This window comes from Ignavibacteriales bacterium, from assembly GCA_026390815.1.
In the GTDB taxonomy this organism is placed as follows: domain Bacteria; phylum Bacteroidota; class Ignavibacteria; order Ignavibacteriales; family SURF-24; genus JAPLFH01.
This window is the reverse complement of record JAPLFH010000011.1, coordinates 1-13,906: the sequence shown is the minus strand read 5'-3', so window position 1 is coordinate 13,906 and position 13,906 is coordinate 1. Positions and strand designations below refer to the sequence as shown.

Below are 13,906 nucleotides of genomic sequence, written 5' to 3'. Positions count from 1 at the left end.
CTGCTTTCTTTAATAATTTCTATTGTTGAAAACTTAATTTTTGTCCTTGTGGAATATATCTTTGTGCTACTTTTTCGTCCCGTTCAATTAAACCATCACGCAATCTTATAATTCTTGCGGCATGTTCTGCAATATATTCTTCGTGGGTAACAAGAATAATTGTATTTCCCTGAAGATAGATTTCATTGAATAAAGTCATAATGTCTTCACCAGTTTTTGAATCAAGGTTACCTGTAGGTTCATCTGCTAAAATAATTGATGGATTTGTTACCAGAGCACGCGCAACCGCTACTCTTTGTCTTTGTCCACCAGAAAGTTCGTTTGGTTTATGATGAATTCTATCACCCAAACCCACGTTATATAATGCCTGTCTTGCTCTTTCTTTTCTTTCTGAGGAAGGTACACCAGCATATATAAGCGGGAGTTCTACATTGTGAAGCGCATCTGAACGCGGTAATAAATTAAATGTTTGGAATACAAATCCAATTTCTCTGTTCCTAACTTTAGCCAAATCGTTATCACTCATATTACTAACATCTACTGCTTTAAATTCATATTTACCACTTGTAGGGGTATCTAAACATCCAAGCATATTCATTAATGTTGATTTTCCGGAACCAGATGGACCCATTATAGCAACGTATTCATTCTTATTGATATTAAGAGTAACATCCCTAAGTGCATGAACTTCTTCTGAACCAACCTGATAAATTTTTGCAATGTGTTCTATGTTGATTATGTTCATAAATTTTCCAGACTTAAAAATTTTTAAAATTTATTTGAAACGAAAAATGGAATAATGATTTTTTTTAAGTATTCATTATTCCATTATACCGATTTCTATTTAGCTGCTTTATCTTTATCAGATTTCTTTCCAGCTTCTAATTTTATATTTGCCTTATCCTGAAGTTCCCTGGAGATTGCTCTGTAAGGTCCGCTTATAACTTTTTCTCCACCCTTAAGTCCACTCTTAACTTCAATATAATTATCATCACTAATTCCAGTTTCAACTTCAACCATCTTTGCTTTGTTATTATCAGCTAAGAATACAACTTCTTTTGGTTTCTTATCTTTTTTAGTTTCATTTTTAACTGTAGTGGCTTCATCCTCACCTTCTTTTTTCACTTCCTGCATTTTGCCTCTAGCAGTTACACTTTGTATAGGAACTGCGAATACACCTTTTTTAGTTTCAGTCTCAACGTTAGCATTGCAAGACATTCCTGGGCGAACATTTTTATCGATATCAATAAACCTTATTTTAACTTCAAAGTTAACAACTTCCTGTTGAGTTCCTAAGCCAGTGGTTTTTGCACTGTTTGCAATTTCAGAAACAACACCTTTAAAATCTTTTTCACCATATGCATCAATAGATATTCGGGAAGTATCGCCAATGGAAACTAATACAACGTCATTTTCATCAACTTCAACAGTTGCTTCCATTTGTGATAAATCAGCCACGGTCATAATATTTGTTCCCTGACTGAATCCGCTGCCAAGAACTCTTTCACCAAGTTCAACATTCAGTGCGCAAACCGTTCCGTTCATTGGTGAATAAATTGTTGTTTTATATAATTGTTCCTGCGCTTCTTTTAGTGATGCCTGAGCCTGAATTACCGATGATTGCTGACCTTCATATTCACTCTTTGTAGAAAGATAATTTGATTTGGCAAGTTCAAGTTCAGAATCGCTGGATAACTTTTTATCATATAATCCTTGTACTCTTTCATAATCCGATTTTACCTTATCCAATTGGGCTTTAATCCTTCCTAAACCAGATTTTGCTGATTCCAGGTTTGCTGCAACTCTATCTCTTTGTGCAGCATATGTATCGGGCTTTATTCTTATAAGTAGCTGACCTTTCCTAACCTGTTCTCCTTCTTTAACTGGAAGATCAACAATTTCACCCGTAACCTCTGGTGTAATAATAACCTGGTACTCAGGATTTATCTTTCCAGTTGCTGTTACTACTTGAGTAATATCTCTTTTCTTAACTTCATCTGTTTGGACTGTAATAATTTGTTCTTTGTTTCCACTAAAGATTACTAAAAGAACCAAGATTAAAACTAAAGCACCAATTCCACTAAAGATGTAAATCTTTTTCTTTGATTTCTTTTTGTTGTTACCATTTTTAGCCATTGTAATATACTCCCTTACAAAAATTTTTATTCGAATTTCTTAAAGTCTAAAATTCCAAGATAATACTCTAACTGAGATTTCAATCTGAAGAATTCAAACCTGTTATTTATACTAGTTTGAAGTGCCAATGTGTATTCTGAACTGGCAAGTAATAGATTTACCAACGAGCTTGCGCCAAGATTATATTTCTCTTGTTCTATCCTTCTGTTTTGTTCGGCTGATAGAACATTTTTTTCACTAACATCCAATCTTTTTTCAGAAGCTTGAAAATCGAGGTAAGTTTTTTTAAGATTAATTTTAATTGATCGCTCAAGCTCAGTCAATTCTACTTCTTTATTCATCGCATTAACTTTAGCAAACTGAACGCTGGATTCTGTAGACCAACCACTAAAAATAGGAATATCTAATGATAAGCCGATAGAATAGGTCTTAGAATCTTTTAGTTCACTTGGCGTATTTGCATTCATATCAAAACCATAACTGTTTGTAAGTCTTGGAAGATATCCGCTTTTAGCTATAGTAATTCCATCATTGGCACTTTCCAAACTAAGTAGAGTACTTTGGTAATCATACCTGTTTTTTAATGATTGTTCTACACCTTGACTCAGATCTTTGTAATCAGCAATCATAATTTTTCCAGCTTGAAGACCAGCGGCATCATTGGTAACAGGATCAACAAGTGTTACATCCTGAAAGACATCAATTCCAAGAGCATTTAATAAATCACTTTGAAGTGTTTCATAATCATTTTTAGCCTGGATTAATGCCAACTCTGAGTTACCAACTCTAACTTGTGCAGCGTAAACATCTGCAAGTGTAACTGATCCAAGTTTGTTTTTTTCATTTATCACATCAAGATTTTTTTGATTCCAAACTAAATCATCTTCTCTAACCTTCAATAACTGCGTTGCATTTAGAACCGCATAGTACCGGGAGATAATTTCAAAAACTATATCTTGCTTTAGTCTTTGCAGGCTAAGCTCGGCGGATTCCAGATTGTTTTTACTTTGAGAAATGGATGAGAAATTTGCCAGACCATCAAACAAAGTCCAGTTAGCACCAACATTTACTCTGTAATTTCTACTTTCAATTGTAAGAGCTGGGTTAACTACATAACCATATTGAGAACTTGAAGATGTTTGAATATTTTGAACCCGTCTTGACCATCCCCATGAACCGCCAGCCCCGACAGAAGGTAACAAGCCACCGTAAGCACTCTTCAAATTTGATTTGGTTGCTTCAAGGTTGTTCATACCTTTTTCTAAAACGGTATTTTTTTGGAGAGCTATTTTAATAGCTTCATCAAGAGTAAGTGTTCTTTGAGCATAAGTGCCCATTGAAATAATTAGTAATAATAACAGGGAAAGATAAAGACGCATTAGTTACTCCTTATACTATATCATCAATTATTTTGTAACGTATGGCATTTTGACGAGTGATTTTTACAAAAAGTTACATTACGATATAAAAAATATTAAATAATAATTGGAATTGCTAAAACGATGACATTTTTTTACAAGTGAGAATGAATGAATTTTTCTGAATCCGAATATTGATTTACAAACTAAAAAATCTCAGATAATGAATTCGTAATTCGTAATTTGAAATTCATAATTGAAAAATAAAAGATGATTTTACAATTATTTATTTAGTAATTCATCTTTAATTTGCAGAAGGTATTGATATGCTTCTTCATAATTGTTTCCAATCTTACCATCAAGAATGGCCTCTTCAATTGCTTTCTTAATTTCTCCAACTTTTCTTGATGGAGATATTTTGCAGATTTCCATAATCTCTTCACCACGCACCGGAGATTGAAAAGAACGCAACCGGTCTTTCTCTAATACATCACGCACTTTGTTCATTACAGTTTCGTAATTGGAAAGATATTTGGAAACTTTCTTTATATCCTTGCTTGTAATATCTGCACGGCAAAGAGTAATTAAATCTTCCAGATCTTCTCCGGCAGATACAATAAATCTTCTGATAGCTGAATCTGTAACTTCTTCATCAACTAAAGCAATTGGTCTAAGATGAAGCCTGACTAATTTGGTAACATAATCAAGCTTAGTAAGCGGCAGCTTTAAGTGATGAAATATTTCCTCCATCCAACGGGCTCCAATTTCTTCATGTCCGTGAAATGTCCAGCCGATTCCTTCCACAAATCTTTTAGTTTGAGGCTTAGCTATATCATGCATTAAAGCAGCAAATCTTAACCAAATATTATTTGTCGCAAGAGAAATATTATCTACAACCATACAAGTATGGATGAAAACATCTTTATGATGATAATCTTTTCTCTGATCTACACCAGCCAATCTTGATATTTCCGGAAAAATAATATCCATCAATCCAGTATTGTAAAGTAGTTTTAATCCAACAGAAGGTTTTGCTGAAGCAAGAATTTTTAAGAACTCATCTGTTATTCTTTCCTGCGAAATTATTTTTAATCGGGCTGATAATTCTCTTGCAGATTCTTTAACGTTTTCATCAACCTCAAAATCAAGTTGAGAAGCAAATCGTATTGCACGCATCATTCTAAGTGGATCATCATCAAATGTAATTAATGGATTAAGCGGCGTTTTGATTATTCTTTTTTCAAGATCATTTATTCCATCGAATAAATTAATGAGCTCCCCATAATTATCTTTATTTAAGGAAACCGCCAAAGTGTTGATTGTAAAATCACGGCGGCTTATATCATCCTCAAAAGTGCCTGCTTCCACAATAGGATTTCTACTATCGTGTTTGTACGATTCTTTTCTTGCACCAACAAACTCATAATTAAAATCTTTGTATTTAAAATGTGCAGTTCCAAAATTTCTGTAAATAGAAATCTGACTCACTCTTAATTGTTTTGCGAATGCTGCAGAAAACTCAATTCCATTACCGACAATAAGTAAATCAAATTCGTCAAACGTTCTTCCCAAAAGAAAATCTCTAACAAAACCGCCAACAATAAACACTTTTACATTTAATCGTTCTGCAACTTCAGATGCAAGTAAAAAAGTTTTGTTAGCGAAAAGGTATTTTGATAATTCTTTTATTTTTGTTTTAAAGTTTTCCAAATAATTCCTTTTTTAAATCAACTATTTTTTCCAGATAAACTTAGTCTGAACTTCCGGCGCAAAGTTATAGAACCAATTAGCTCGTTTTAGTTCTGTCTTAATAACTTCATTCAACTCCAAATCTTCTTTATAATTTAACGCTTTAACAGCAAATTGTTTTGCTCCATCAAAATCAAGATTATTAAATGCATAACCGGACAATTTTCTTAATCCATAACTTGAAATGAAATTATTCGCTTTATCCACACTTTCAAATAATTTAATAAAACTATTATAATTTTGATGTAAATCTGCGGACAAATTTATCATCAATGGAATGGTAGCAAAAACAATAGAATCTCTATTTAATTGTTTTAGAATTTCAAATTTGTCAAAATTACTTCCTTTAAGATAAGATAATATAATAGTTGAATCCTTTATTAAATTTTTTCTGGTTAAAGTTAATGCTAAAAATCTTGGTGAAGAATTTTCATTTATCAACACAGAATAAATTGAATCAGCCATTTCTAATTTTTTATTTAAGACACATTGATCTGCCAGGAGGAGTTGTAAATTATAAATATATGAAGTGGAATCGTATTTAGAGATATTGGATTGTAAAGTTTTTAAAGCTGATTTATCTTCATTCAATTTGGATAGACAGTTTATATAACCAACCAACGCACCATATGAATCAGAGTATTCAGATAATTGCTTGAATTTTATCTTCGCTTCCTTAAAATTTCCTGAATTAAATTTATTCCCTGCAATCTCCATTTGTTCAGCAAGAAATCTGGCACATACTTTTTTGAAGATAGGTTTCCTTCCAAAATAAAGTAATGCTTCGTGTTTATTATTTTTAAAATTTTGTGCTTTTAAAAAAGCTAAATATTCCTTTTCAAGATTATTTATGGATTTTTTATATACCAGCAAAAAATCTTCACCGGAATAAATTTTCTTAAAATTATCAATTCCATATTTATCTACTAAAAATTTTACAAATGAGCCGGAATAGATGTAAGATAAAGTTGATAATTGATTGAAGAAATTGAGCCCCGAAAACAATTTACTTAATGGAAACCAAATTCCATTGTTGTATGCTAATTTCGCCAAATAATGAAGTGAATGCTCATCGGAAATATCTACACTGGCAGAAGCTATACCTTCTAACAAAGCAGCATTAAATGAAGCGGATATTTTAAACGGAGTTACACCAAATTCTGATGTGAGACAATGAGCAATCTCGTGCTGTAAAGTTGATTCATAGTTTTCAAATTCAATATAAACCTGGTTCAGCCACGGTTTTGCAACATCTGCATTACCTGCACCAATTAATTTTCTTTTCTGTTCAGAATCCAGGAATATAAATGCTGTTATTTTGGATTGAGGTTTGACTTTGAAATATTCACAACCAATTTCGTAATAATATTCGCAGCTAAGTCCAATAAGTTCTAATTTTTTTTTATTAATTGAATTATCGTAAAATATATTAAAATGTTCGGTCTCAAGGTTTCCACCAAGAGTTTCTGCAATTGACATTTCATTTTCTGAATAACTTAGCTTTTGATTGAATAAAAAGAAAATTGATGCAACCACAATTGCTGTTAATGTTATTGCGATTTTGGAATACTTACCTAAAAAATTCTTAAGCAAATCAATTCTGAAAAATACAGCAGCAACGCCAACAAAATAAATCAGGTTCAGGATTCGATAACTGATTAACCTCCAATCCACGTAAATGGATTCATCATAAATTGTCCCAGGGAAAAATCCAATAAATGGATTGTAAAAATAAATCTGGCAATTATAAAAAATATCCAGGATTGGCAAAAACAAAATGATAAAAAAAGTAAGTATGAAAAATGTTGATTGAAATCTATTGAGCATTTCGAAACTAATTATGCCCAAGCAACAACCAATTATTGCTGAAGGAATGGTTAGAACTAAATAAAAAATAAATCCATCAACTAAGGAGCAATTCAAAATGAAGAATGAAGCTACTACAAAAATTAAAATCGGGATAAGAAGAAAAGTTAAAAGTCCATTTAATAAAAGATGGAAAAAGTGTTGGTGGTTATATTCTTCTTTTAATGATTTAAAAAGTTTTATCGAATAAATCCCGGATAAAAATGCAAGCAAGACCGCATTTAGAACTGCTGATTCATATCCCAAAATATTTACAAGCGGGAAAAACAAAAGAATTATATTAAATAAGAAAATAATTCCGGCAATTATTATAGTGGATCTGGATTTTATATTCATTCGGATTGTAAAGAAGATAGTTTATTAATTCAATTTCAATTTAATGATGGAACCATTTACACCAACTGCAAATATATTTCCGTTTGATGTAGAAATAATCCGTTTTAATGTTGTGTAGGATTTTACGGCATCAGAGTTCCAGTTCTTTCCACCATCCTGTGAAAACAAAACCCTGCCTTTTGCACCAACTATATAACAATTTAATTTACCCACAAATGTTAAATCGAATAGTGCATCGGTAAATGTTGTTTCTATTTTATTCCACTCATCTCCGGAATCAACAGTAACAAATAAATTACCGGAACTTCCGATTACAAAACCATCTTTAGCATTTAAAAATGTTATAGCTTTAAGATAATTGCTGCCAATACTATTTTGATTACTCCAGGTTTCCCCTAAATCAGTTGTCTTTAAAACTTCTCCGTTCCACCCAACAATAAAGCCACTTTTTTTATTATAGAATGCCAAATCAAAAAGGATGTTTTGAGATTTTGTAATAATAGATCTCCATTGGTTTCCACCATCAGAAGTTTTCATTAAAAATCCTTTATTACCAAGAATAAATCCATTTTTATCGTCTATAAATTTAATTCTTATCAAAGAGCTACCTTCGCTTAAGTTTACTTTATTCCAGGTTTCTCCATTATCAGTGGATTTTAGAATAATAGAACTATCCCCGATCATAAAACCAAATCCTTCTTTGGTAAAGCAGACGTCAGTAAAATTAAATCTATATGGTAGAATAATTTTATTCCAAGTTGAACCGGAATCTTTTGTCTTTAAAACTGTACCATTATTTCCACAGCAAAATCCAATTGATGCATTTATAAAAGAAATAGAATTCAGATCATCATACACGCCACTTTTTAAGTTTACAAAATTTAATTTTCCATTTTGTTTAGCAATTTTAATTGTGTCTTTTGATGATTTATCTTCCAGTAATAAAATATTTTTCCCACTTTTCCATTGTGTTAATACTTGTGTGATTATGAAATACATCATTCCTAACCCAAATAAAACAATTATGGAAGAGTAAATTGCAGCTTTCAGTTTGTATTTTTTTGTTTTAAAAATGTTTAACCTGTTTTCTCCCTTAACATCGGAATGTAATGTTGATTCAAATTTTTCTAACTTTTGCCTGAATTCTTTAACAGATAAAAATCTATCAGCCGCATTTTTAGCCAGCAATTTATCAAAGATCAAATCAATTGTAACGGGCAATTCTGGTGCATATCCTAAAACACTAATAGGTTTTTGGTTTAATTGACCATCAACAATTTCATCTTCTGTATGATAATCGAATGGAGTTTGACCTGTTAACATTTCGTAGAAAGTGATTCCTAAAGAATATATATCAGATGCTTCTAAGGATTTTTCCCCGCGTATCTGTTCAGGACTCATGTATTGAAGCGTTCCAATATTTTTTCTTGCAATATTTAGCTTATCATCAAAAATAGATTTAGAAATTCCGAAATCCATTATTTTGGCTATACCATCATTACCAATTATTATGTTTGAAGGTTTAATATCGCGATGTACAAATCCTTTGGAATGTGCGTACTCAATTCCGTTTAATACCTGGGTTAAAATGTGGATAGCATCATGAATATCCAACCGAATTTTTCTATGAATAAGCTGCTCAAGTGTCTCACCTTCAATATATTCCATGGCAATCCCGAGCATTTTATCTTCCTGGATAAAATCATAGACAATAACAATATTTGGATGTGTTAACTTAGCCTGGTTCTTAGCTTCCTGCTTAAATCGCTGGATAACCTCAAATACATTTGTACCCTTAATATCTAAAAACTTAATTGCAATGTATCGTTCAAGTTTAATATCGAATGCTTTATAAACAATTCCCATTCCCCCGTGCCCAATTTCCGAAATTATTTTATAGCTATTGATCACTTTGCCAATCATCAACCTGCCTCTGAAATAAATGAAAAGGATTGATTTTTTACGGATTGTAAAGTATAAATTAAATTCAGGAAACACAACAAAACTATTTCATATACGGTAATAAAAGTACTTATTGTAAAATTGCTGAATTGTTAGGATAAAAAAAGTACTTTAACAAACAAATTAGTAATTGAACAATTTCTTACCATTTAGCCCAGGATTTGAGAGTTAATCTAATATTTTATAAGACAAGCGTTGGTTAATCAGGATGCTCCGCTTATGCTTTTATCTTAATTATTAGTATATTTTGGCACTTAATATTGAATTAGAGAGTTAAGAAAATTAAATTTTGCGAGAATGGCGGAATTTGGTAGACGCGCTAGACTTAGGATCTAGTACCGAACAGGTGTCGGGGTTCGAGTCCCCGTTCTCGCACACGGTTTTAAATTAAAAAGAGGATCTATTGGAAACAAAGATTAATTTTATATCTGCAAATGAACACGAATTGGAAGTAACCCTGGGTTACGATGAGATTCAACCGGAAATTGATCAATCATACAAAGATGAATCCAAAAAAATTGAAATACCTGGTTTTAGAAAGGGAAAAGTACCGCTTTCTATGTTGAAGAAAATGTTTGGTGATGAGATTGAATATAAAGCTGCAGAAAAAATTGCGAATAAAAAGTATTGGGAAATAGTTGAAGAACAAAAATTAAAACCATTAAGCACACCAAAAATGACCGACTTGAATTTTGAAAGAGGTACAAAGTTATTTTTCAAAATTCTGTATGAAGTAATGCCGGAACTGGAATTAAAGAATTACACTGATAATGAAATTTCTAAATTTGAATGGCATGTAACGGATGAACACATTGATAAAGAAATATTATCCCTTCTTAAAACAAACTCCACAAAGGAAGATGCCAATATTGTTGAAGATCAGAATTACATCATCACAGTTGACCTGCAAAGAATTGGTGCGGATGGAAAACCTGATGGTGAAATGAGGCATGATTTAGCGATTGATCTTTCTGATGAAAGAGTTAACATACAAATATTTGAAAATGCTAATGGAAAAAAGATTGATGAAACTTTTAACTTTAGTTTTAAAGATTCCAGGGAAGTGGAAGAGAATGGTGAAAAGAAAATTATTGAAGAGGAATTTAATTACGAAGCAAAAATATCTTCTATAAAGAAAATTGTACTGCCTGAATTTAATGATGAATTTGTCCAGAAGGTTTCTAAAGATAAATTTAAAACTGTGGAAGAATGGAAAGAAAATATTAGAAAAGGCATGCAAGCTTATTACGATGGGCAATCGGAAGATATTTATGTGAACTCTCTGCTTAATACTGTTGTTAAGAATAATGACTTTGAACCGCCACACGGTTTTGTTCATAAAGTTTTGGATAATATGCTTGCAATTGAAGAGGAAAAAGCAAAGCGTGATGGACATAAGCACTTTGATGCTAAGGAAGCAGAGAAACACCTGCATAAGCAGGCAGAGTGGAGTGCTAAATGGCAGATTATTATTGCAAGCCTTGCTAAGAAAGAAAATATTTCAGTTGAGCAAAACGAATTGAAAGAAAGTGCTGAAAAAGAAGCTGCCGAAACAGGAATATCTGTTGATAAGCTGCTTAAATTTTATAACGACACGAACAAGATGGAAGTGTTATTAGAAAATAAAATAATCGATTTCTTAAAAAAGAATAATAAAATTAAAATAATAAATCCAGACGATTTAAAACCAAAAACAAACGAATCAGAGGGATAATGAAACAGGAAATTTATAATCAGCTTGTACCTTATGTAATAGAACAAACCGGGCGCGGTGAACGCGGTATGGATATTTTCTCCCGGTTATTAAGGGATAGAATTATTTTTATTGGAACACCAATAGACGACCACATTGCAAGTCTTGCTATTGCTCAATTAATTTTCTTAGAAGCTGAAGATGCTGAAAAGGATATTAACTTGTACATCAACTCGCCAGGTGGTTCTGTATCTGCCGGTTTAGCTATTTATGACACAATGAAATATATCAAACCGGATGTAGCAACTATCTGTGTTGGAATGGCTGCAAGCATGGGAGCCATTTTATTAGCTGGAGGTGCGGCAGGCAAAAGATCATCTTTACCACATTCAAGGATATTAATACACCAACCATGGGTTAGCGGATTGCAGGGACAAACAAGTGATATTGAAATCCATGCTAAAGAAATGATAAAGACAAGAAATTTGCTTTATGAAATTCTTGCTGAACACACCGGTAAAGATATGGAACAAATTACCAAGGATTGCGACCGCGATTATTATATGTCCCCGGAAGAAGCAAAGGACTATAAATTGATAGATCATATCTTTGTTAACAGAATTATCCCTGATAAAGACAAAGAGAAAAAATAAATCCTGTTAATAAATAATTACTTTTAAAGAAACCCTCGCCAGCAATTGCGGGGGTTTCTTGTTTTTCAAACACAAATTACCAACTTACCTTACACAAAAAATATTAATTGTCATTCTGGGCAAAATGTTCCTTTTGTGTGAACCTGTTAAAGATGCTTATGTAGTTTTAAATTTACTAAAGGTAACCCAATTATTTAATCAAACAATGAACAGTTTACCATGTAGAATTACGAATTAGCAATTACGAATTACGAATTACGAATTACCATTTTCTAATCCCAAATTTCGTAATTCGTCATTCGTAATTCCTAATTTGTTTTTGGGAACCTTTCTAATTTATTTGTTGTCCAAAATAGAAAAGGGCTTCTGCATAATTGTTTCTACAGTTTAATTTTTCCTTCAATAAATAGTTAATCCAATGTCTGCAAAATGGTAAAAAATTTTCATTTACTTAAATATCAAACCTACCTGCTGTTCGTTGGCATCAACTTTCTAATTCACGTTACGCAAGATGTCATTATTCCCAGGATGGCAATTAATAATATTTTTGGGTAAGGTGAATTACTAATTAACACTTTTTAAAAAAATAGAAACAACAACAAGGAGCAAAGACATGAACGTGACACGCAGAGAGTTCTTTATAAAAACAATTCCAGGTGCAACACTTTTAGCTTTACCAATAACATTAGGTCCGTTTTTAGAAAGCTGTAATGATCAGGGTACAAATCCAACTAATCCTGGTTCTACTTTACAAACAATTAATGCAGCTTTAGCAAATGGAAGTGTTGTTATAAATATTGATTCATCATCTCCGTTAGCAAACACAGGGGCAGCAGCAATTGTTAATTATCAATCTGGTAGTGTTCTGGTTGATCATCCAGCCAGCAGTACCTTTAATGCAATTTCACCGATATGCACACACCAGGGATGTGGAATTAATAACTTCGACTCAAAAACCAGCCAGTTTGTTTGTCTATGTCACGGTTCGCGCTTTAGTGTTGATGGTCAGGTTGCCCAGGGACCAGCTTCAGCAGGGTTGCATAAATATCAAACAACGTTTTCTAATAATCAGCTAACTATAAAAATAGTTTAGGTTTCACTATTTGGTTAATTTGTATTTCAGTAGATGTTGTTGTACAACCGCAATTCCAAAGGTAGTAAAACAGAGTGAAGGAATCTCCAATTAGAATATCAGCTAATTCTGCCATTCGATAATTATATTTTTGAGATTCTTTCGCTTGATGATTCGCCCAGAATGACATTTAGAGTTTTGCAACAGGCTGAGTAAATGAAGTACATAAATAATCAAGTTCCAATTTTCTATTTTCCAAATTTCGTTATTCGAAATTAATAATTTGAATTTGGCAATCCCGGTCTTTGCCGGCGGAGTCTGTTGCGCAACTCGAATATGTCATTCTGGGAGAACCTGCCTTTGTCGGCAGACAGGCCTGCCTTTGTCGGCAGACAGGGTTTCGAGCGAAGAATCTAACGCCTATATAAAAGTAAGTACCATTATTAACATAGAGATTCTTCATTTCGCTTTGCTTCATTCAGTATTACAATTTCTAATTTGTAGTATCAATGACATTTCTAAAGAGTTACTACACGATTTCAAATTTTCTTAAATTACACTTGACTTTAAAGTTTTAATTTTACAGTTTGCGTTTAGAAAAAAGACAATCCTGCCTTAATTGAAATAAAAATACGATTGAAAAAATTATTATCAGCAGGATTTTTCTTTTCTAATTTGTTCTTATAGTAATATTTTTAAGAATCTTCAATAAGTTGGGGAGGGGCTTAATATACACTACTCAAAAACATCCTCAATGAAAAAAGAATTTGTTACAGTGCTATTTACTTTTTAATGCTGAACAGACACAAAATAATAAAGTAAGTGGCGGTATAAGAAAAATATATTTTGTTATATAAATGTTTTATTTCTGTTTTTATTCTTTGCACATAAAAAATAATTGAATCACTTTAAACATAATATATTTGGAGTAACCACGTCCTTTAGAGGCTGTGTTAAAATCTACTTGCCAGAGCAGTTATTTTTCCGTTGTCTTGTATTCCGAAGTTAATTATCCATAAATTTAATTTGCCTCTTTTTTCACAGCCTTATAATTTGGATAAAAAAACGGCGTTTTATACCG

The 13,906-nt window shown here is 32.2% G+C and carries 9 protein-coding genes and 1 tRNA gene; 4 read left to right on the top strand and 6 right to left on the bottom strand.

The features are described 5' to 3' along the window. Positions 1-19 precede the first annotated feature (19 nt). The 6 genes from NTX22_04510 to NTX22_04485 all read right to left on the bottom strand — a co-directional run bounded on the left by NTX22_04510 (position 20) and on the right by NTX22_04485 (position 9,368). Positions 20-739 carry an ABC transporter ATP-binding protein gene (locus NTX22_04510; GenBank protein MCX6149767.1) on the bottom strand — a complete coding sequence of 240 codons (720 nt, stop codon included), beginning with the start codon at positions 737-739 and terminating at the stop codon, positions 20-22. A gap of 101 nt (positions 740-840) precedes the next feature. Next, positions 841-2,136, bottom strand: coding sequence for an efflux RND transporter periplasmic adaptor subunit (locus tag NTX22_04505; GenBank protein ID MCX6149766.1), 1,296 nt, complete (start codon positions 2,134-2,136; stop codon positions 841-843). A 26-nt stretch (positions 2,137-2,162) separates the two neighbouring features. After that, positions 2,163-3,515: a TolC family protein gene (locus tag NTX22_04500; protein ID MCX6149765.1), complete on the bottom strand. Its 1,353-nt coding sequence runs from the start codon at positions 3,513-3,515 to the stop codon at positions 2,163-2,165. A gap of 261 nt (positions 3,516-3,776) precedes the next feature. Continuing rightward, on the bottom strand, positions 3,777-5,204 hold the full coding sequence (locus NTX22_04495) for a CCA tRNA nucleotidyltransferase (GenBank protein MCX6149764.1): 1,428 nt from the start codon (positions 5,202-5,204) through the stop codon (positions 3,777-3,779). Positions 5,205-5,225: 21 nt separating this feature from the next. Next, positions 5,226-7,445, bottom strand: a complete 2,220-nt coding sequence (locus NTX22_04490) for a hypothetical protein (GenBank protein MCX6149763.1) — start codon at positions 7,443-7,445, stop codon at positions 5,226-5,228. A gap of 24 nt (positions 7,446-7,469) precedes the next feature. Next, positions 7,470-9,368, bottom strand: coding sequence for a YCF48-related protein (locus NTX22_04485; GenBank protein ID MCX6149762.1), 1,899 nt, complete (start codon positions 9,366-9,368; stop codon positions 7,470-7,472). A 330-nt stretch (positions 9,369-9,698) separates the two neighbouring features. Between NTX22_04485 and NTX22_04480 the strand changes: the two genes are divergently transcribed. The 4 genes from NTX22_04480 (at position 9,699) to NTX22_04465 (ending at position 12,846) form a co-directional block, all read left to right on the top strand. Continuing rightward, positions 9,699-9,782: transfer RNA gene (locus NTX22_04480), tRNA-Leu, on the top strand. 28 nt (positions 9,783-9,810) lie between these two features. After that, positions 9,811-11,121 (top strand): trigger factor, encoded by a 1,311-nt coding sequence (gene tig, locus NTX22_04475; protein ID MCX6149761.1) that lies wholly within the window; start codon positions 9,811-9,813, stop codon positions 11,119-11,121. Further along, a complete protein-coding gene (locus NTX22_04470; GenBank protein ID MCX6149760.1) occupies positions 11,121-11,753 on the top strand; it encodes an ATP-dependent Clp protease proteolytic subunit in 633 nt (210 codons plus the stop codon). Before tig ends, NTX22_04470 begins: the two co-directional genes overlap by 1 nt. Positions 11,754-12,366: 613 nt before the next feature. After that, positions 12,367-12,846, top strand: coding sequence for a Rieske (2Fe-2S) protein (locus NTX22_04465; protein ID MCX6149759.1), 480 nt, complete (start codon positions 12,367-12,369; stop codon positions 12,844-12,846). Positions 12,847-13,906 lie beyond the last annotated feature (1,060 nt).